Here is an 18,739-nt window from a genome sequence, read left to right as displayed (position 1 = left end):
AAGGTCCGGGCGGCGGGAATTGTTATTTGATGAGCTTGTGCTCGACCAGCTTCTTGCGCAGGGTGTTGCGGTTCAGGCCCAGCCATTCGGCGGCGCGCGACTGGTTTTGTTCGGCGTGCTGCATGACGACCTCCAGCAGGGGCTTTTCCACCACCTTGACCATCATGTCGTACATGCCGTCGGGCTCGGTGCCGCGCAGGTCCTTGAAATAGCCTTCCAGACTGGTGCGTACGCACTCTTCGATGTGTTTCTTGCTCATGCAGCAGCTTCTTCCTGATTTTTATCTTTGTTCGCCCGTGCCTGCCCTGGCACGCCCTCTTCAACATCTTCGCCGGCCCCGGCAGTAGCGGCCGGGATACGGTCCATCTGCGTGCCCAGGCCCTCAAAAAAACCACTGACCGCGCGCAGCTGGGCCTCGCAGTCTTCCAGCAAATTCATGCGCGCGCGAAAGGCCTCGCCGCCGGGCAAGGACTTCACGTACCAGCCGATGTGCTTGCGCGCGGTGCGCACGCCGGTGAACTCACCGTACAAATCGTAGTGGTCGCGCAAATGGTCGACCAGCAGGCGCTCCACTTCGGCCACCAAAGGCGGCGCAAGATGCGTGCCTGTGGCCAGGAAATGCGCCACCTCGCGGAAAATCCAGGGCCGGCCCTGGGCCGCGCGGCCAATCATCACGGCATCGGCGCCGGTGCGGGCCAGCACGTCGCGGGCTTTCTCGGGGCTGTTGATGTCGCCGTTGGCCACCACTGGAATGCGCAGCGCGGCCTTCACGGCGGCAATGGTGTCGTATTCGGCCGCGCCCTTGTATCCCTGCTCGCGCGTGCGGCCGTGCACGGTGACCATTTGCACACCGGCGTTCTCGGCGGCGCGGGCAATCGCCAGCGCGTTTTTTTCGGCCTGGCACCAACCGGTGCGCATCTTGAGCGTGACCGGGACCCCTTGCGGCGCGCATGCGGCGACCACGGCCTCCACGATCTGCAGCGCCAGGGTTTCGTCCTGCATCAAGGCCGAGCCGGCCCACTTGTTGCAGACTTTTTTGGCCGGGCAACCCATGTTGATGTCGATGATCTGCGCGCCGCGGTCTATGTTGTAGGCGGCAGCTTCAGCCATCATCTGCGCGTCGGTGCCGGCGATCTGCACGGCGATGGGAGCGGCCTCGCCTTCATGGTTGGCGCGGCGCGAGGTCTTCAGGCTGTCCCACAGGTCCTTGCGCGAGGTCACCATCTCGCTGACGGCGTAGCCCGCGCCCAGCTTCTTGCTGAGCTGGCGGAACGGCCGGTCCGTCACGCCGGCCATGGGCGCGACAAACAGGTTGTTTGCCAAAGCGTAGGGGCCGATGTTCATGGGATGAGGGACTGGGGCTTGCTGAAAAAGGAGGCACGATTGTACCTGCCCAAAATTTCAGCAATTGAAATTTCCGCGCGGACTTGTAAGTGTCTTCCCGACAAGCCGGGGCGTTCAGCTCTGCCTATACTCGAATGCATATATGGAAGCCTGGATTCACCGCCTGATAGAAATTTTGGCCTTGCCCGAGTACGGCCTGAGCACGGTCTTCGTGGTGTCTTTCATTTCAGCCACGCTGCTGCCGCTCGGTTCGGAGCCCGTGGTCTTCGGGCTCGTCAAACTCAATCCCGCCATGTTCTGGCCGGCGGTGCTGGTCGCCACTGCGGGCAACACGCTGGGCGGCGCGCTTGACTGGTGGATGGGCTACGGCGCCCACAAGGTGGTGGACAAGTACCAACATTCCTCGCACCACGGCCGCGCGATACGCTGGCTGGAGAAGCTGGGGCCGAAGGCCTGCCTGCTGGCCTGGCTGCCGGTGGTGGGCGACCCGCTGTGCGCGGTCGCGGGCTGGCTCAAATTTCCGTTCTGGCCTTGCCTGGCTTACATGGCGGTTGGAAAATTCGCGCGCTACTTGCTAATGACAGGCAGCCTGATCTGGGCGTTTCCGGGCGTGGTGACCGGATAAATCAGAAGCGCTCGTGCGCAAGCAAATAGCGCCACTGGCCGGGCTGCAATTGGCTCATCGCCACACGGCCTATGCGCAGCCGCTTCATGCCTTGCACCGTGAGGCCCACGCTTTCGCACATATAGGCGATCTGCCCCGGCACTTCGCCCTTGAGGGCAAAACGCAAGCGGGTTTCGCTTTGCCAGCTGACCTTGGCCGGTGGCAGCAGCGCGCCCTTGTAGGTGAAGCCGTGGTCCACGCGGTTGAGCCGCTCCAGGCCGCCGGGCTTGATATCGCCGGCGACATCGACGACGACTTCATGCTCCATCACACGGGCGTCTTCGCGCAGCTTGCGCGTCACGCGCCAGTCCTGCGTCAGCACCACCAGCCCGCTGGCCGGCGTGGCCAGCGGCGTCACCAGTTCCACCGACGAGAAATGTTTTTTGAGCGGACGGATGCCGGAACTGTCGCCGGGTGATTGCGTGGCAGGCGATAGCAAGGCAGCCAGGGAGGCCGCACTGCCGTCCTGCCCGGCCTCATAGCCCGCGGGTTTGTGCAGCAGCAAGGTCACGGGTGCCAGCGCCAGCAGGCTGGCGTCCTTGGCCAGCACAATCTGCTGGTCGAGCACGCGGAACTGCGGCTCCTCAACGATGACGCCGTCGACGCTGACCCAGCCGCCCTCGATGTACTGCTCGGCCTCGCGGCGCGAGCAGGACAGCATTTCGGCCAGGCGCTTGGCGAGGCGAACGGGTTCTGTCATCGCGGCGATGCCGTCATGGCGTGAAGGGGAAATCAGCCCTGCGCCGCCACCACACCGATTTCCACGTGGTACTTGGCCGCCGCCAGGCGCGGGCTCATGACCGTGGCGCGCGCCGGCGTGGCGCCCGGCACCACCCAGGCTTCCCAGGCGCGGTTCATGTCACCGAAGCTGTCCATGTCGGTCAGCCAGATGGTGGCGCTCAGCAGGCGCGACTTGTCGCTGCCGGCGGCCGCCAGCAGGCGGTCGATATTGGCGAGGATGCTGCGGGTCTGTTCGTAGACGCCGGGGCCGGCGTCATCACCGGCCACCTGGCCCGCGAGGTAAACGGTTTTGTTGTGGATGACGGCCTGGGACATGCGGGGGCCGGTTTCGATGCGTTGGATGGACATGGTGTTCTCTTTCAAAGCGAGTGTTTAACGGGACGGCTTGTTCAACAAGCCGGGGACGGCGCCGCCGGGCGCCCGATTTCAAACAGCCCTGGCGCGGGCCGTCTTGTGCATTGTGGCGCGACTTGCATCGCGCCGCCGGCCATGGGGCCTTATGCGCTGCCGGCGCACGCCGGCAGCCTCGCCGCTCAGCTGCTGAACAGGAAGTTCATCACGTCGCCGTCCTTGACGACGTATTCCTTGCCTTCGCTGCGCATCTTGCCGGCGTCCTTGGCGCCCTGCTCACCCTTGTAGGCAATGTAGTCGGCAAACGCGATGGTCTGGGCGCGGATATAGCCTTTCTCAAAATCGGTGTGGATCACGCCGGCCGCCTGCGGGCCGGTGTCGCCGACATGGATGGTCCAGGCGCGCACTTCCTTGACGCCCGCGGTGAAGTAGGTCTGCAGGCCCAGCAGCTTGTAGGCCGCCAGGATCAGGCGGTTCAGGCCCGGCTCGTCCTGGCCGATCTCGGCGAGGAACATTTTTTTGTCTTCCTCTTCCATGTCGGCCATTTCGGCCTCCATCTTGGCGCAGATCGCCACCACGGGCGCTTTCTGGGCTTCGGCGTAGGCTTTCAGGCGGTCCAGCAGCGGGTTGTTGTCAAAGCCGTCTTCGGCCACATTGGCCACAAACATGGCGGGCTTGGCGGTGATCAGGAAGAACTGCTTGAGCAGCGGCAGCTCTTCCTTGCTGAAGTCCAGGGTGCGCACCGGCTTGCCCTCGTTGAGAGCGGCCTGGCATTTTTCGAGAATGACGACCAGCTTGGCCGACTCCTTGTCGCCCGAGCGCGCGACCTTGGTCACGCGCTGCAGAGCTTTTTCGACGGCAGCCAGGTCGGCCAGGCACAACTCGGTCTGGATGACTTCGATGTCGGAGATCGGGTCCACCTTGCCCGCCACATGGATGACGTTGTCGTCTTCAAAGCAGCGCACCACATTGATGGTGGCATCGGTTTCCCGGATGTGGGCCAGGAATTTGTTGCCCAGGCCTTCGCCCGTGCTGGCGCCCGCCACCAGGCCGGCGATGTCCACAAACTCGACGATGGCCGGAACAATGCGTTCGGGCTTGACGATCTCCGCCAATTGGGCCAACCTCGGATCGGGCACTTCCACAATGCCGACATTCGGCTCTATGGTGCAAAAAGGGTAGTTCTCGGCCGCGATCCCCGCTTTGGTCAACGCGTTGAAAAGGGTGGATTTTCCGACGTTAGGCAAGCCTACAATGCCGCACTTCAAACTCATGAGAAACCTTCAAAAACAGGCTGAGAAGTGTATTCGATGCGCGTTCGGCCAGGGTTGGGGTGTTTTACGGCAGGCCTTCGCCACCCTTTTGCTGGGCGGGTCTTTGCTGCTGCAGGCCGGGCCGGCGCAGGCCCAGCCGGTCATGGCCCTGAACGACGCGAACCCGGTCATGGACGCGCGCACCAGCGGCCTCATGTGGATAGATGCCAGCGGCCAGGCCAGCATTGAACAAGTCGCCGGCGGGGGCAAGGCGGGCGCGGCCTTCGTGCCGCCGGCCGCGGACACCATTCATTCGCTGGGCCCACAGGCGGCGCTGTGGCTGCATTACCGCTTTGCCCGGTCTTCCGGCTCGCACCAGGACTGGCTGCTGGCCTTTCCCCTGCCCTTGCTGGACCTGGCGACCGTATACCAGCGTGCGAGCGCAACGGGCGGCTGGACTTCCCAGGCCGCCGGCGACACCCTGGCGGTCTCCAGCTGGCCCGAGCCCGGCCGCTACGGGCAGTTCGAGCTCAACCTGCCGAACGACGGCGTGTACGACGTCTACGTGCGCATACAGCACCAGACGGAAGTCAGCATCCCGGTCCAGGTCAGCACGCGCAGCAGCCTGGCGCAGCGGCTGCAGCTGGAATACCTGGCCATAGGCGTGGTATTCGGCGCGCTGGTACTGCTGATCGTCGCCTGCGTCGTCCAAAGCTGGGTCTACCGCGACAAGGCCTACGGCTGGTATGCCGTTTACGCATCCATCATGGCGCTGGTGGTGGCGGCCTGGACCGGTGTGGCCGGCCATTTGCTGTGGAGCAACTTCAGCGCCTGGAACAACATGGCACAGGGCTGCCTGGCCATCCTGGGCGGCGGCTCGGCGCTGCTGGTGGTGCATCACCTGTGCGGCGCGGGTTCGCGCCACAGGTGGTTTGAGCGCCTGGCCTACTGGACCGGCGCGGCCGGCGTGCCGCTGGCCCTGGTCTATCTCGTTCTGGAGCGCGGGCTGGGCGTACGCCTCATCAGCGCCTACCTGGTGGCGGTGGTGGTCATGGGGATCAGCCGCGCCTTCATGACGTGGCGGCGCCAGGACGTCGTCGGCTTCTGGGTGCTGGCGGCCTTTGTCCCGCTGGGGCTGGTGACGCTCATGACCGTCACCAGCATCCTCGGGCTGTTTTCGGTGTCGTGGCTGTCCCAATACGGCTTGATGGCGGCGCTGGCGATTGAAGTGCCCCTGCTGCTGGTGGCGCTGAACATGCGTTCGCGCGAACGCCACGCGGTGGAAGCGCGCGAGCAGGCCATGTCCAGCCAGGACGCGCTCACCGGCCTGCTGGCCGCCCACCTTTTCCACGACCGCTTCAAGCAGGTGGTGGGCCGGGCACAGCGCCACAAGGAGCCGGCCGCGGTGGTCTACATCGAACTGGTCAACTACCGCTACATCAAGAAGACCTGGGGCACGGCCGTGGCCGAGCAGAGCCTGCTGCGCAGCGTCATCAAGTTGCGCCGCATCCTGCGCGACGTCAACACGGTGGGGCGCATCGACGAAGCCCGCTTCGGCCTGATCCTCGAAGGCGTTTCATCGCGCGCGCCCGTCACCGACCTGGCGGCTCGCCTGATCGCCGCCGGCCTGATGCCGCTCAAGGGCCTGAAACCGGAGGTGGTGCTGCAGTTCCATGTCGCTGGCGTGCTCTTTAGCGAGCGCCTGGGCAGCCATGAAGAAATTTCCGCGGCCCTGGCCGACCTGCTGCACAGCATGGCCGCGCGTACCCGCCGGCCCATCCGGTTTCTGGAGCCGGAATCGACACATCCCATGCCGCTGGCGACCGACTCAGGCTTTGACGGCGCCGATTCCGGGCCGCAAGCGCCCGCAGCAGCCCCCGACACGCCCCATGCAGCCCACGCAGCCCATGCGCCGCTGCGGGCGGTCAAAAGTCACTCAAACCGGTAGCTGGCGCCCACGGCCTGGCCCACCTTGAGCTGGTGGTCAATGCCGGCCAGCACAATGGCGTTCATGCCGAAGGTCAGCGCGCCGTTGACGCGCGGGTCCTGCCGGTAGGTCTGCAGCATGTCGCCCACCTCGGGGCTGCTGGTCGCCGTGGCCGGGTCGATATTGGGAATCGGGCAGCGCGGGCAGGGCTTGACGGGCTTGAGCTGCGCCGGGCCCTGCTCCGTCGCGATCTGCAGCAGGTCGACGCGGTCCTCGTCATGCGGCGCCAGGCCTTGGTCGCCGGCCGCGTCGCCCAGCACGATGTTGGGACGAAAGCGCTCCATGCCCACGGCGGCCGCACCCGCGGCAACAAGCTTTTCATTGAACTGCGCGAGCGAGGCCTCGCTGAGCACCAGCAGCGAATAGCCGTCGCTGAACTGGTTGAGCGCCTCCAGGCCGCCGGTCCACTCGGTGTTGCAGACCCGCTTGTGTTCGGGATCGAAACGCACCAGGCGCGCCGTGCGGCCCAGGAAGTCGCTGAACCACTGGGCGGCGATGGGGCCCATGTCGTAGGCCTGGACCTCGTCCTTCCAGACCGTCACGCGCACCGGCTCCTCGACCTGGTCCAGGGCGATATGCAGGGCCAGCATGCCGGGCGCGCGCAGCACCATGTCGTGGTACCTGAGCTGCGGCTTGATCAGCGCCATGCGCGGCAGTTCGCGCTGCGTGAGGAAATGCCCTTTGTCGTCCACCACCATCCAGGCGCGGTCGAATTCCAGCCCGGTCTCGGTCAGCAAGGCCTCCTGCACCTGGACACCGGCGCAGGATTTGACCGGATACACATAGAGGCGCGAGATCACCGCGTTCAGGTCAAAAGCGGCATCGGCCATGGCGGGGCTTGCCGGTGTGTCGTTCAATGCGTGGCTCACGTCGTCAAATCCTTGTGAATGCGGGAAAGGAGGGAAAAGGGCTGGCCCGGAACGCCGATTTTGCCCTGCCTTCTAAAATGGGGCATGTCCAAGACTTTTGATGTCTGTATCCGCGGCGACGGCGTGGTAGGCCGCACGCTGGCCCTGCTGCTGGCGCGTGAGCGTTTGCGCGTTGCGCTGGTCGCCCGTCCTGAAAAAGCCGCGGGAGCGCAGCCCGCCGATGTACGCGCCTACGCCCTGAACAGCGCCTCGCGCGGCGTGCTGGAAGCCTTGCGCGCCTGGCCCGAGGCAGCCTTTGCCACGCCGGTGCTGGAAATGCAGGTCTGGGGCGACGACGGCGGCAAGCTCGATTTCACCGCGCGCAGCGTGGGCCAGGACGCGCTGGCCTGGATTGTGGACGTCCCGGCGCTGGAGCAGCAACTGGTGCAGGCGGTGCGCTACCAGCCGCAGATTGAAACCGTGGCCGAACCGGCCAAAGCCGCGCTGCAGGTCATCTGCGAAGGCCAGAAAAGCGCCAGCCGCGACGAATTCGGCCGGCTGCGGCCGGTCAACTGGACGGTCAAACCCTATCCGCAAAAAGCCATTGCCGCCCGGCTGGAGCTGGACATCCCCCACGGCGGCGTGGCACGCCAGTGGTTCGCCGGCGGCGATATCCTGGCTTTGCTGCCCTTATCCGGCGACCAGGGGAACTTGGCGGCGCTGGTGTGGTCAGTCCCTGTGGAGCGCGCCGGCGCGCTGGAAAAACTGTCGCCTGAAGAATTCTGCAAGGCCCTGGAGGCCGTGTGCGGCCAGGAAGCTGGCAAGCTTCGGCTGACCAGCGAGCGGGCCAGCTGGCCGCTGTCGCTGTCAAGTGCAGGGCATTGGGTAGGTCCGGGCTGGGCGCTGGCCGGCGATGCGGCGCACACGGTGCACCCGCTGGCGGGCCAGGGCCTGAACCTGGGCCTGGCCGACGCGGCCTGCCTGGCCGGTGTGCTGGCGCAGCGTGAGTACTGGCGCGGGCTGGGTGACGAAAAACTGCTGCGCCGCTATGAAAGGGCCCGCAAGGCCGACGTCGCGGCCATGGGCGCGGTGACCGATGGTTTGCACGGGCTTTTTGCGCAGACCGACGGGCGCTGGCAGGCTTTGCGCAATTGGGGTATGAAGGGCTTTGAACGCAGCGGTTTCCTGAAAAACTGGCTGACGCGGCAGGCTGCGGGTTTGTGAGTTATTGAATTTTGTGAAACAGGCCGGCCGAAAAATGCCGACACACCGGGAATGACCATGAGAATTCTGAAAACCATCACCGTCCTGGGCCTGCTGGCCTGCGGCTTGGGCTCCGCATTGGCGCAGGAAGCCGCGATCCGCAAAAACCTGGCGGAAAGAATGCCCGCCTTCGCCAAGATCGATGAAATCAGCAAGACGCCCATCAACGGCCTCTACGAAGTCCGGATCAACGACAGCGATATTTTTTACACCGACGCCGAGGGCAACTTCCTGATCCAGGGCAACCTCATCGACGTGCGGGCCAAACGCAACCTGACCGAAGAGCGCGTGGAAAAACTCAGCGCCATCGACTTTGCCGCCCTGCCCATCAAGGATGCCTTCACCATCGTGCGCGGCAACGGCAAGCGCAAGCTGGCGGTGTTTGAAGACCCCAACTGCGGTTATTGCAAACGTTTCGAGCGCGACCTGCAAAAGGTCAACGACGTCACCGTTTACATGTTTCTTTTTCCCATCCTGAGCCCGGACTCCACCGACAAGGCCAAAAACGTCTGGTGCGCCAAGGACCAGGGCAAGGCCTGGGTTGACCTGATGGTGCGCGACCAGCCGGTCGCCAAGGGCAGCTGCGACACCTCCGTGCTGGAGCGCAACCTGGCCCTGGGCAGGAAACACAAAATCACCGGCACGCCCACGCTGTTTTTTGAGGACGGTTCGCGCGTCCCCGGCGCCATCAACGCGCAGCAGGTCGAGCAGCAACTGGCCGCCGCCAAGACCCGCTAAGACCGGCGGGCCCGGACCTGGGGTATTCTGTGCACAAGATGCCAGGCCCCACACGAAATACCCGCCCCCCCGTTCACTACCGCGTCGAAATCGGCGACCTTCACGCCCATCTCTTTCGCGTCACCCTCACCATCGCCCAGCCCGATGCACTGCAGCGGGTTTCCTTGCCCGTCTGGATTCCCGGCAGCTACCTGGTGCGGGAATTCTCCAAAAATCTGCAAAAACTCGAGGCCCGGCAGGCCGGCAACACGCCGCTACCGGTGGAGCAGCTCGACAAATGCAGCTGGCAAGTTCAATGCTCGCCCGCCAAGCCGCTGGTGCTGCGCTACGAGGTGTATGCCAACGACAACTCGGTGCGCACCGCCTGGCTGGATGCGAACCGCGGTTTTTTCAACGGCACCAGCCTGTGCCTGAGGGTGCAGGGCCGGGAAAAGGCCGAACACCTGCTGGAGGTCCCGGCGCCCAAGTCACTCAAAGGCTGGTCGCTGGCCACCGGCCTGGCGCCGCGCGACACCAACAAACAGGGCTTTGGCAGCTATGCGGCGGCCGACTACGACGAGCTGGTCGATTGCCCGGTGGAAATGGGTGCCTTCTGGAGCGGCAGCTTCACGGCGCGCGGCGTGCCGCACCGCGTGGTGGTGGCGGGCGCCACGGCGAGTTTCGACGGCGCCAGGTTGCTGGCCGACACGCAGAAAATCTGCGAAACCGAAATCCGCTTCTGGCATGGCGCCAAAAAAGCGCCCTTCCGCCATTACCTGTTCATGCTCAATGCCGTCGACGACGGCTACGGCGGACTGGAGCACCGCAACTCCACCGCGCTGATCTGCAAGCGCCAGGACCTGCCGCGTGTGGGCGAGGCGCGCAGCACCGAGGGCTACACCACGCTGCGCGGCCTGATCAGCCACGAGTACTTCCACACCTGGAACGTCAAGCGCCTGCGTCCCGCGGAATTTGAAAGCTACGACTACACCGGGGAAAACTACACCCGGATGCTGTGGTTTTTCGAGGGCTTCACCAGCTACTACGACGACCTCTTCCTGCGCCGCGCAGGCCTGCTGGACAACGCCGGCTACTTGAAGCTGCTCAACAAGACCATCAACCAGGTCATGCAGACCCCGGGCCGGCTGGTGCAGTCGGTGGCCGAGGCCAGCTTCGACGCCTGGGTGAAGTACTACCGGCAGGATGAAAACACGCCCAACGCCACGGTGAGCTACTACACCAAGGGCTCATTGGTGGCGCTGTGCTTTGACCTCACGCTGCGCGCCGAGGCCAGGGAACACCGGCGCGCCAAGGCCGGCACGCTGGACGACGTGATGCGCGCCCTCTGGCTGCGCTGCGGGGCCGGCCCCATGCGCGAGGCCGATTTCGCGGAAGAACTCGCGGCGGCCGGGCACAGGCCGTACGCGGCGGAACTCGCCCGCTGGGTCCACGGGCGCGACGAGCTGCCGCTCAAGGCGCTGCTGCAGCAGCACGGCGTAGCGGTGCTGGAAGAGCCCGCACAGCTGGCCCACCGGCTGGGCCTGCGCGTGGGCGAAAGCCAGGGTGTGGTGCAGGTCAAGACGGTGCTGCGCGGCGGTGCGGCTGAGCGGGCCGGCTTTGCGGCCGGCGATGAATGGCTGGGGCTGGAACCCGCCACCAAGGCCGCGGCGCGGGGCATGGACGGCGGCTGGCGCATGAGCCGGCTCGACGACCTCACGCACTACGCCGGCGACGCCAAAAAAGTCATTGCCCTGGTGTCGCGCGACAAGCGCCTGATGCGGCTGGAGCTGGCCATGCCGCCGGCGCTGACCACCTGGCGCCTGGCGGTGCAGGACGCGGCGCTGATGGACCAGTGGCTGGGGCCCAAGGCCTGATCTATTCGCCTTTGAAAACCGCGGGCCGCTTTTCCAGGAAAGCGGCCACGCCCTCAAAATAATCGTGTGTGCGGCCCAGGGCCGACTGCATGTCGCGCTCCGCATCCAGCTGCTGGTGCAGGGTGCGCGTAAGGCCCTCGCGCATCAGCTGCCGGGTTGCCACCAGGGCCCGCGTCGGCAGCGCGGCCAGCCGCTGCGCCAGGGCCGTGGCGGCGGCCAGCGCGTCGTCCGCCACTTCCCAGACCAGCCCCCATTCCTTGGCCTGCGCCGCCGGCAGCTTATCGCCCGTGAGCGCCAGGCCCATGGCCCGGGCCAGCCCCAGCTTTTGCGCTAGCAGCCAGCTGCTGCCCGCATCGGGCACCAGGCCTATCTTGCTGAAAGCCTGGATAAAGCTGGCGCCGGGGGCGGCCACCGCCATGTCGCAAGTCATGGCCAGCGAAGCGCCCGCCCCCGCGGCCACGCCGTTCACGGCCGCCACCGTGGGCACGCGCAGCCCCAGCAGCCGGCGCGCCGTGGGGTTGAAGGCCTGGTCGATCAGCGGGCCCGGGTCGGCGCGTTCGACCAGGCTGGGGCCGGGCGCGAAATCAAATTCCGACAGGTCGGCGCCCGCGCAAAAGCCGCGGCCGGCACCGGTGACCACCAGCGCGCGCACTTGCGTGTCGGCCTCGGCCCGGTCCAGCGCGGCCCAGAGCTCGCGGTGCATTTGCCGCGTAAAACTGTTGAGCGCCTGCGGGCGGTTCAGCGTGACGACGGCCACGGCGCCTTGCGTGGCATACAGAACAACGGGGTCGGCGGTGGAAGCGATATCGGTCATGGCGGGGCTCTCCTGCCTCGAATCTAGCACCCGCGGCGGGGCGGGCAGGGTCCCGGCTCATGGCATCATTGCCCCAGCATTTTTCCGTATTCCCGGCAAAGGACCTCTTTCATGACCTACGAAACCATTGAAACCCGCACCGAAGGCCCGGACGGCCGCAAGGTCGCCATCGTCACGCTGAACCGGCCCAAGCAGCTCAACGCCCTGAACGACCAGCTGATGGACGAACTGGGCCAGGCGCTCAAGGGCTTTGACGCCGACGAGGGCATAGGCTGCATCATCCTGACCGGCAGCGAAAAGGCTTTTGCGGCCGGCGCCGACATAGGCGCCATGGCCACTTACACCTTTGCCGACGTCTACAACAAGGACTACATCAGCCGCAACTGGGAGCAGATCCGCAGCGTGCGCAAGCCGGTGATCGCGGCCGTCAGCGGCTTCGCCCTGGGCGGCGGCTGCGAGCTGGCCATGATGTGCGACTTCATCATCGCCGCCGACAACGCGCGCTTCGGCCAGCCCGAGATCAAGCTGGGCATCATCCCGGGCGCCGGCGGCACGCAGCGCCTGCCGCGCGCGGTGGGCAAGTCCAAGGCCATGGACCTGGCCCTGACCGGCCGCATGATGGACGCCCAGGAGGCCGAGCGTTCGGGCCTGGTGAGCCGCGTGGTGCCGCTGGACAAGCTGATGGACGAGGCCCTGGGCGCCGCCCTCATGATCTGCGGCTTCGGCCAGACCAGCCTCATGGCCGCCAAGGAGGCCGTCAACCGCGCCTTTGAAAGCGGCCTCAGCGACGGCGTGATGTTCGAGCGCCGCCTGTTCCACGCGCTGTTTTCGACCGAAGACCAGAAAGAAGGCATGGACGCCTTTGTGAACAAGCGCAAGCCGGTTTTTAAACACAAGTGAGCACCAACCAGTAGGGGCCGCGGGACTGGCTTTGCCAGACCGCAGGCGCCGCCCCCTCGAGGGGGGAACAAGCTACACGCAGTGAGCTTGGACGGGGGTGGATTTATACCCTCAGTTTTGGCTATAATATGAGGCTGTCGGTCGTATAGCTCAGTTGGTTAGAGCGCAGCATTCATAATGCTGATGTCGGTGGTTCAAGTCCACCTACGACCACCAAGAATACTTTCAAAGCCCCAGAGGGTCCCCTCCCCTGGGGCTTTGTTCTTTGTGTTCTTGGCCTTTGCGGGTCTTTTGTGGCGCGCTTCGGCCGTTCTTTGCTATCCTTTTGATATTCAACAGCCTCTGGACACATACCATGAACCGCTGCAACTTCCGTCCGACTCCCTTCCTCCTGGCACTGGCCGTCTCTGCCGCCCTGCCCGCCCTGGCCCAAACCGACCAGAGCCCCCAGGCCGTCCAGGCCACGTCTTCCACCGAAGCCGTCAAACCCAACGTCAGGCAGTTCCCCGCCAAGGCCGTACGCGGCGAAATGGTGGTGCTGGCGCCACCGGTGATTTCCATCGACGGCAAGCGGGAACGGCTCTCGGTGGGCGCGCGCATACGCGACACCAACAACCACTTCACGCTGTCCGCGCCCTTGCTGAACAAGCCCTTGCTGGTGAACTATGTGCGCGACAACACCGGCCTGGTGCATGAAGTCTGGATCCTCAACGCGGAAGAGGCCAAGGAAAAGCGGCCGGGCGGCACCGCCACGCTGTTCAACTTCACGACCGACAGCGCCAGCAAGGCGCCGGCGGACAACGGCAAGACGCCGTACGACCAGCTGCCCGCCTACAAGCGCTGAGTTCCCCGCCCGGGCATTCGCCGTTTCCACGGCATTTCCCCCTTCTTCACGGGGCCCGGGCCCCCTCCCCCTTTAACGGCGAATCCTACGGCCCAGCGCCAGCAGATCATGAGTAAAAAAGTCTTTATCAAAACCTTTGGTTGCCAGATGAACGAGTACGACTCGGACAAGATGTCCGACGTGCTGCACGCGGCCGAGGGCTACGAGCCCACGCAGGACATGGAGCAGGCCGACCTGATTTTGTTCAACACCTGTTCGGTGCGCGAAAAGGCGCAGGAAAAGGTCTTCAGCGACCTGGGCCGCGTCAAGCACCTGAAGGAAAAAGGCGTGCTGATCGGTGTGGGTGGTTGCGTGGCCAGCCAGGAAGGCGCGGCCATCATCCAGCGCGCGCCCTACGTCGACGTGGTCTTCGGCCCGCAAACCCTGCACCGCCTGCCGCAAATGCTGGCCAGCCGGGCCCGCTTGGGCAAGCCGCAGGTCGACATCAGCTTCCCCGAGATCGAAAAATTCGACCACCTGCCGCCGGCGCGCGTCGAGGGCGCCAGCGCCTTTGTGAGCATCATGGAAGGCTGCTCCAAATACTGCAGCTACTGCGTGGTGCCCTACACCCGCGGCGAAGAGGTGTCGCGGCCTTTTGAGGACGTGCTGGTGGAGGTCGCCGGCCTGGCCGACCAGGGCGTCAAGGAAGTCACCCTGCTCGGGCAAAACGTCAACGCCTACCGAGGTCCCATGGGCGGCACCGCCGAGATCGCCGATTTCGCGACGCTGCTTGAATACGTGTCCGACATCCCGGGAATCGAGCGCATCCGCTACGTGACCAGCCATCCCAACGAGTTCACGCAAAGCCTGATCGACGCCTACGCCAGGCTGCCCAAGCTGGTGAACCACCTGCACCTGCCGGTGCAGCACGGCTCCGACCGCATCCTGATGGCGATGAAGCGCGGCTACACCGCCATGGAATACAAGAGCACGGTGCGCAAGCTGCGCGCCATCCGCCCCGACCTGGCCATGAGCAGCGACTTCATCGTCGGCTTTCCCGGCGAAACCGAGGACGACTTCAACAAGCTCATGAAGCTGATCGACGAGATCGGCTACGACACCTCCTTCAGCTTCATCTACAGCCCGCGCCCCGGCACGCCCGCCGCCGCGCTGCACGACGACACGCCGCACGAGGTCAAGCTGCGGCGGCTGCAGCACCTGCAGGCCACCCTCGACGACAGCGTGCGCGCCATCAGCGCCAGCCGCCAGGGCACGGTGCAGCGCATTCTGGTCGAAGGCGCCTCACGCAAGGACCCGACCGAACTGATGGGCCGCACGGAATGCAACCGCGTGGTCAACTTCAAGGGCCAGCCGCGGCTGATCGGCCAGATGGTCGACATCACCATCACCCAGGCCACGCAGCGTTCGCTGCGCGGCGAAGTCCTGACGCGGGACGTCCCCGTGGCGGCCTGAAGCCGTCCTTGCTCCACTACCCGACGCGCATGCTGCAGCGATTTTCGTTCCGGCAACTGCTGGTCATCGCTTTCCTGCTGATTGCCGCGCTGCTGGGCGCCGCCTCGCTGCGGGCGCTGTTCACCCTGGAAGAGCTTTCGCTGCAAAGCCGCGACAATGCCGCCCGGGCGCTGGACCTCAGCCGCGCCGCGCAATCGCTCAGCGAGCGCAGCGTCTCCATGGAGCGCACTTCGCGGCAGTCGGTGGTGCTCGACGACCGGGTGCTCAGGGAGCGTTTTGCCGAAGAACTGAAGGAAGCCGGCGACATCCTGGCGGTGCTGGCGCGCGAGGACATCCCCGCCGTCAGGGCCCGGCAATGGCGCGCCCACCTGCAGACGATTGCCGGCCTGCTGACCGGCCCGTCCGACACCGCGCTGGACCGCGAGCGCCAGCTGGCGCAGGAGTTCCGTGAACTGGAGGGCATCAACGCCGCCATCGCGGTGCAGGTGCAGCAAGCCATCCAGCAGCGCAACAAATCACTGGAAGGCAAGCTGGAGGCCAGCCGGCAGCGCCTGACGCAGCAGGTGACCTGGGCCATCGTGCTGGCGGTCGCCATGGCCCTGGCTTTCGGTGTGTGGTTCACGCTGCCGCTGCGCCGCCTGGAAAACGCCATCGTGGGCCTGGGCGAAAACCGGCTCGGCCAGGTGATCGCCATCCAGGGCCCGGCCGACCTGGCGCTGGTCGGGCAGCGGCTGAACTGGCTGCGCCTGCGGCTGGTCGAGCTGGACGCCGACAAGTCGCGCTTTCTGCGCCACATCTCGCACGAGCTCAAGACGCCGCTGGCCTCGCTGCGCGAAGGCGTATCGCTGCTGGAAGACGGCGTGGCCGGCGCGCTGAGCAACGACCAGCGCGAGATCGCGCAAATCCTGAAGCACAACACAGGCGTCCTGCAAAGCCAGATCGAGGACCTGCTGCGCTTTAACACCGCGGCCTTCGAAGCGCGCCAGCTGCACCGGCAAAGCGTGGACCTGCTGCAGCTCACGGAAGAACAGGTCTATGCCCAGCGCCTGCAGTGGCGCGCGCGCGAGCTGACGGTCACCGTCGTGGGCGAGCCGCTGGTGATGGAAATAGACGCCGAAAAAATCGGCACCGCGCTGGCCAACCTGCTGTCCAACGCCATCCGCTACTCGCCGGCCAAAGGCATGATCCGGCTGGAGCTGAGCGCGATGCGGGGTTTTGTGCGCATCGACGTACACGACCAGGGCGTGGGCGTGGCGATGGCCGACCGGGAACGGATTTTCGAGCCCTTTTACCGCGGTGAACGCCAGCCGGCCGACGTGGTCCGCGGCAGCGGTATCGGCCTCTCAATCGTGCATGAATACATTGCCGCACACGGCGGAAGCATCACCCTGATGCCGGACCAGCCTGGTGCACACTTCAGAATAGAGCTTCCCCATGTTTCCAAGCAGTGATTTCTCCCCTTCCGCGCTGGCCGCCCGCCTCCCCGGCTGGCTGCCGGCCCTGATGGCATCGGCCTTACTCGCCGCGTGCGGCAGCGGCGGCCGCGCCCCTGAGCGCGGCGCCGACACCGCGGCCGTCCAGCCCACCCGGGCCGCGGCCTCCGCCGCCGACACCGCGCGCGCCGGCGCCGGCCAAAGCACGCCGCTTCCCGAAGCGGTGGTGTTTGCCAGCGGCATGACGCTGCGCATGCTGGCCTACGCCGAACGCGTGCGCGTCATGCCGCCGGCCGAACTCGGCCAGGAAGCCAGCCGGCTTGGCGACGCCGCCAGCCCCGAAGCCCAGCTGCAGCTCTCGCTGGTGCTGAGCCAGCTGCGCCAGCTGCCTGAGCTGATACGCGCCCAGGAACTGCTTGCGCGCGTGCTCGGCAATGCCGACGCCCAGGCGCTGCACCCGCTGGCCCGCCTGCTGGCGTCGCGCTACAGCGAGCAGCGCCGGCTCGAGGAACAGCTGGAAAAGCAGAACCAGCAACTGCGCGACGTGCAGCGCCGGCTGGACCAGACCAACGAACGGCTGGAAGCGCTCAAGGCGATTGAACGCAGCCTCACCAGCCGCCCGCCCGCGGCGCCGGCCTCGGCGCCCGCCGCCGGCAAGCCTCGCCCCGCTACGCCATGAACGACATCGGCAGCGCCATTTCGCCCCACCTGCTCGTCGTGGACGACGATGCGGACATGCTGCGCCTGCTCACCATGCGGCTCACCGCGGCGGGCTACCGCGTCACGGCCGCCACCTCGGCCGAAGCGGCCCTGACCCAGCTCCACATCGAGCGGCCGCAACTGGTGCTCAGCGACGTGCGCCTGCCCGGCAAGGACGGCCTGGCGCTGTTCGACGAAATCCGCCGGCAGCATCCGTCGCTGCCGGTGATCCTGCTGACCGCGCACGGCACGATTCCCGACGCGGTGGAGGCCACCGAGCGCGGCGTGTTCACCTACCTCACCAAGCCCTTTGACGGCAAGGGCCTGCTCGACAAGATCGCCCAGGCGCTGGCCTTGAGCGCCCCCGCCAGCCCGGCCAAACGCGGCAGCCCCGAAGCCTGGCAGAGCCAGATCATCAGCCGCTCCAGCCGCATGGCCGAGGCCCTGGCCGAGGCGCGCATGGTGGCGCAGTCTGACGCCAGCGTGCTGCTGCGCGGCGAGAGCGGCACCGGCAAGGAACTGCTGGCCCAGGCCATCCACCAGGCCGGCCCGCGCGCCAGCAAGCCCTTTGTCGCGGTGAACTGCGGCGCCATCCCCGAAGCCCTGCTCGAATCCGAGCTCTTCGGCCACGTCAAGGGCGCCTTCACCGACGCGGTGGCCAACCACAAGGGCCTGTTCCAGGCGGCGGACGGCGGCACCTTGCTGCTTGACGAAATCGGTGACATGCCGCCTGCCCTGCAGATCAAGCTGCTGCGCGTGCTGCAGGAACGCGTGGTGCGGCCGCTGGGCTCCAGCCAGTCGATTCCGGTGGACGTGCGCATCATCTCGGCCACCCACCGCGACCTGGACGCCGCCATGGCCGAGGGCCAGTTTCGCGCCGATCTCTATTACCGGCTCAACGTCGTCACGCTGACCCTGCCGCCGCTGTCGGAGCGCCGCGAGGACATTCCCCTGCTGGCCAACCACTTCCTGCTCAAGCTGGCCGCCAAATACGACAAGCGCCTGAGCGGCTTCGCACCCGAAGCCCTCAAGGCACTGAGCACGGCCGCCTGGCCGGGCAATGTGCGGCAGCTCTACAACGTGGTGGAGCAGGTCTGCGCGCTGTCGACCACGCCGCTGGTGCCGCTGGCGCTGGTGCAGCGGGCCCTGCGCTCACCCAGCGTGCAGGTGCTCACGTTTGCCGAAGCCAGGCAGCGTTTCGAGCGCGACTACCTGGTAGGCCTGCTCAAGCTGACCGACGGCAACGTGGCGGACGCGGCCCGATTGGCGGACCGCAACCGCACCGAGTTTTACCGGCTGATGCAAAAACACGGCCTCACGCCGGGCCACTTCAAGGCCGAGAATTCCGGCCCGGCAAGCTGAGCCTGTCGCAGCTCGCTGCGCGCCGTCGCTGGGCAGCGACACCCGTAAGCCCTTGATTTAAAACAAGTTAACCGAACCACCTCCGGAAGTTGTCGCTCACTGGCGACAAAAATGGCGATTCCGGGCGCTTTTGAGTCGGATTACATCTTGTTAAATGAGGTATCACACTCAAGCTGTTGATTTAAAACAGCTT

At 65.9% G+C, this 18,739-nt stretch carries 18 protein-coding genes and 1 tRNA gene; 12 read left to right on the top strand and 7 right to left on the bottom strand.

The genetic code is table 11. The annotated features are described in order from the left end of the window. Positions 1-22: 22 nt before the first annotated feature. Positions 23-259: a Fis family transcriptional regulator gene (locus AC1D09_RS02675; RefSeq protein WP_007864972.1), complete on the bottom strand. Its 237-nt coding sequence runs from the start codon at positions 257-259 to the stop codon at positions 23-25. Then, on the bottom strand, positions 256-1,344 hold the full coding sequence (gene dusB / locus AC1D09_RS02670) for a tRNA dihydrouridine synthase DusB (RefSeq protein ID WP_477661392.1): 1,089 nt from the start codon (positions 1,342-1,344) through the stop codon (positions 256-258). The genes AC1D09_RS02675 and dusB overlap by 4 nt, the downstream gene beginning before the upstream one ends. A 142-nt stretch (positions 1,345-1,486) precedes the next feature. On the opposite strand from dusB, the gene AC1D09_RS02665 reads away from it, so the two are divergent. Further along, entirely contained in the window at positions 1,487-1,969 is a 483-nt protein-coding gene (locus AC1D09_RS02665) for a YqaA family protein (RefSeq protein WP_477661393.1), read from the top strand. A gap of 1 nt (position 1,970) precedes the next feature. Here AC1D09_RS02665 and AC1D09_RS02660 read toward each other — a convergent pair whose 3' ends face one another. The 3 genes from AC1D09_RS02660 to ychF all read right to left on the bottom strand — a co-directional run bounded on the left by AC1D09_RS02660 (position 1,971) and on the right by ychF (position 4,374). Further along, positions 1,971-2,708 (bottom strand): rRNA pseudouridine synthase, encoded by a 738-nt coding sequence (locus tag AC1D09_RS02660; protein ID WP_477661394.1) that lies wholly within the window; start codon positions 2,706-2,708, stop codon positions 1,971-1,973. Between the two features lie 32 nt (positions 2,709-2,740). Then, entirely contained in the window at positions 2,741-3,097 is a 357-nt protein-coding gene (locus AC1D09_RS02655) for a RidA family protein (RefSeq protein ID WP_074576817.1), read from the bottom strand. Between the two features lie 185 nt (positions 3,098-3,282). Beyond that, positions 3,283-4,374 (bottom strand): redox-regulated ATPase YchF, encoded by a 1,092-nt coding sequence (gene ychF, locus AC1D09_RS02650; RefSeq protein ID WP_074576293.1) that lies wholly within the window; start codon positions 4,372-4,374, stop codon positions 3,283-3,285. Between ychF and AC1D09_RS02645 the strand changes: the two genes are divergently transcribed. Then, complete coding sequence (locus tag AC1D09_RS02645; protein WP_477700918.1) at positions 4,373-6,301, top strand: sensor domain-containing diguanylate cyclase; 1,929 nt, start codon at positions 4,373-4,375, stop codon at positions 6,299-6,301. The genes ychF and AC1D09_RS02645 overlap by 2 nt on opposite strands. Here AC1D09_RS02645 and AC1D09_RS02640 read toward each other — a convergent pair. Further along, a complete protein-coding gene (locus AC1D09_RS02640) occupies positions 6,286-7,170 on the bottom strand; it encodes an MOSC domain-containing protein (RefSeq protein WP_477661468.1) in 885 nt (294 codons plus the stop codon). The genes AC1D09_RS02645 and AC1D09_RS02640 overlap by 16 nt on opposite strands. A gap of 123 nt (positions 7,171-7,293) precedes the next feature. Here AC1D09_RS02640 and AC1D09_RS02635 point away from each other — a divergent pair, with 123 nt between their 5' ends. The 3 genes from AC1D09_RS02635 to AC1D09_RS02625 are packed head-to-tail and all read left to right on the top strand — an operon-like array spanning position 7,294 to position 11,042. Beyond that, entirely contained in the window at positions 7,294-8,412 is a 1,119-nt protein-coding gene (locus tag AC1D09_RS02635; protein ID WP_477661396.1) for an FAD-dependent monooxygenase, read from the top strand. Positions 8,413-8,469: 57 nt separating this feature from the next. Continuing rightward, positions 8,470-9,189, top strand: a complete 720-nt coding sequence (locus AC1D09_RS02630) for a DsbC family protein (protein ID WP_477661397.1) — start codon at positions 8,470-8,472, stop codon at positions 9,187-9,189. Positions 9,190-9,227: 38 nt separating this feature from the next. Beyond that, entirely contained in the window at positions 9,228-11,042 is a 1,815-nt protein-coding gene (locus AC1D09_RS02625) for a M61 family metallopeptidase (RefSeq protein ID WP_477661469.1), read from the top strand. Between the two features lies 1 nt (position 11,043). Here AC1D09_RS02625 and AC1D09_RS02620 read toward each other — a convergent pair whose 3' ends face one another. Then, the gene (locus tag AC1D09_RS02620; RefSeq protein ID WP_477661398.1) at positions 11,044-11,856 is read right to left on the bottom strand and encodes an enoyl-CoA hydratase-related protein; all 813 of its coding nucleotides are present in this window, start codon (positions 11,854-11,856) and stop codon (positions 11,044-11,046) included. Between the two features lie 111 nt (positions 11,857-11,967). On the opposite strand from AC1D09_RS02620, the gene AC1D09_RS02615 reads away from it, so the two are divergent. The 7 genes from AC1D09_RS02615 (at position 11,968) to AC1D09_RS02585 (ending at position 18,546) form a co-directional block, all read left to right on the top strand. Beyond that, a complete protein-coding gene (locus tag AC1D09_RS02615) occupies positions 11,968-12,756 on the top strand; it encodes an enoyl-CoA hydratase (RefSeq protein WP_477661399.1) in 789 nt (262 codons plus the stop codon). Positions 12,757-12,895: 139 nt separating this feature from the next. Beyond that, a tRNA-Met gene (locus tag AC1D09_RS02610) sits at positions 12,896-12,972 on the top strand. A gap of 139 nt (positions 12,973-13,111) precedes the next feature. Continuing rightward, positions 13,112-13,600: a hypothetical protein gene (locus tag AC1D09_RS02605; RefSeq protein WP_477661400.1), complete on the top strand. Its 489-nt coding sequence runs from the start codon at positions 13,112-13,114 to the stop codon at positions 13,598-13,600. Positions 13,601-13,708: 108 nt separating this feature from the next. Beyond that, positions 13,709-15,052, top strand: a complete 1,344-nt coding sequence (miaB, locus tag AC1D09_RS02600) for a tRNA (N6-isopentenyl adenosine(37)-C2)-methylthiotransferase MiaB (protein ID WP_477661401.1) — start codon at positions 13,709-13,711, stop codon at positions 15,050-15,052. A 29-nt stretch (positions 15,053-15,081) separates the two neighbouring features. Continuing rightward, positions 15,082-16,503 carry a sensor histidine kinase gene (locus AC1D09_RS02595; protein ID WP_477661470.1) on the top strand — a complete coding sequence of 474 codons (1,422 nt, stop codon included), beginning with the start codon at positions 15,082-15,084 and terminating at the stop codon, positions 16,501-16,503. Beyond that, complete coding sequence (locus AC1D09_RS02590; protein WP_477661402.1) at positions 16,487-17,164, top strand: hypothetical protein; 678 nt, start codon at positions 16,487-16,489, stop codon at positions 17,162-17,164. The genes AC1D09_RS02595 and AC1D09_RS02590 overlap by 17 nt, the downstream gene beginning before the upstream one ends. Beyond that, complete coding sequence (locus AC1D09_RS02585) at positions 17,161-18,546, top strand: sigma 54-interacting transcriptional regulator (RefSeq protein WP_477661403.1); 1,386 nt, start codon at positions 17,161-17,163, stop codon at positions 18,544-18,546. Before AC1D09_RS02590 ends, AC1D09_RS02585 begins: the two co-directional genes overlap by 4 nt. Positions 18,547-18,739 lie beyond the last annotated feature (193 nt).

The sequence above is a fragment of the Polaromonas sp. P1_A2 genome (assembly GCF_056406895.1).
This window is presented reverse-complemented; position numbering and strand designations above follow the sequence as displayed.

Excerpts from the sequence above, each read along its gene's own strand:
- AC1D09_RS02620 (WP_477661398.1), bottom strand. The coding sequence starts at position 11,856 with ATGACCGATATCGCTTCCACCGCCGACCCCGTTGTTCTGTATGCCACG.
- AC1D09_RS02590 (WP_477661402.1), top strand. The coding sequence starts at position 16,487 with ATGTTTCCAAGCAGTGATTTCTCCCCTTCCGCGCTGGCCGCCCGCCTC.
- AC1D09_RS02625 (WP_477661469.1), top strand. The coding sequence starts at position 9,228 with ATGCCAGGCCCCACACGAAATACCCGCCCCCCCGTTCACTACCGCGTC.
- AC1D09_RS02665 (WP_477661393.1), top strand. The coding sequence starts at position 1,487 with ATGGAAGCCTGGATTCACCGCCTGATAGAAATTTTGGCCTTGCCCGAG.
- AC1D09_RS02645 (WP_477700918.1), top strand. The coding sequence starts at position 4,373 with ATGAGAAACCTTCAAAAACAGGCTGAGAAGTGTATTCGATGCGCGTTC.
- AC1D09_RS02660 (WP_477661394.1), bottom strand. The coding sequence starts at position 2,708 with ATGACAGAACCCGTTCGCCTCGCCAAGCGCCTGGCCGAAATGCTGTCC.
- AC1D09_RS02635 (WP_477661396.1), top strand. The coding sequence starts at position 7,294 with ATGTCCAAGACTTTTGATGTCTGTATCCGCGGCGACGGCGTGGTAGGC.
- AC1D09_RS02675 (WP_007864972.1), bottom strand. The coding sequence starts at position 259 with ATGAGCAAGAAACACATCGAAGAGTGCGTACGCACCAGTCTGGAAGGC.
- ychF (WP_074576293.1), bottom strand. The coding sequence starts at position 4,374 with ATGAGTTTGAAGTGCGGCATTGTAGGCTTGCCTAACGTCGGAAAATCC.
- AC1D09_RS02640 (WP_477661468.1), bottom strand. The coding sequence starts at position 7,170 with ATGGCCGATGCCGCTTTTGACCTGAACGCGGTGATCTCGCGCCTCTAT.
- miaB (WP_477661401.1), top strand. The coding sequence starts at position 13,709 with ATGAGTAAAAAAGTCTTTATCAAAACCTTTGGTTGCCAGATGAACGAG.
- dusB (WP_477661392.1), bottom strand. The coding sequence starts at position 1,344 with ATGAACATCGGCCCCTACGCTTTGGCAAACAACCTGTTTGTCGCGCCC.
- AC1D09_RS02615 (WP_477661399.1), top strand. The coding sequence starts at position 11,968 with ATGACCTACGAAACCATTGAAACCCGCACCGAAGGCCCGGACGGCCGC.
- AC1D09_RS02655 (WP_074576817.1), bottom strand. The coding sequence starts at position 3,097 with ATGTCCATCCAACGCATCGAAACCGGCCCCCGCATGTCCCAGGCCGTC.
- AC1D09_RS02585 (WP_477661403.1), top strand. The coding sequence starts at position 17,161 with ATGAACGACATCGGCAGCGCCATTTCGCCCCACCTGCTCGTCGTGGAC.
- AC1D09_RS02630 (WP_477661397.1), top strand. The coding sequence starts at position 8,470 with ATGAGAATTCTGAAAACCATCACCGTCCTGGGCCTGCTGGCCTGCGGC.
- AC1D09_RS02605 (WP_477661400.1), top strand. The coding sequence starts at position 13,112 with ATGAACCGCTGCAACTTCCGTCCGACTCCCTTCCTCCTGGCACTGGCC.
- AC1D09_RS02595 (WP_477661470.1), top strand. The coding sequence starts at position 15,082 with ATGCTGCAGCGATTTTCGTTCCGGCAACTGCTGGTCATCGCTTTCCTG.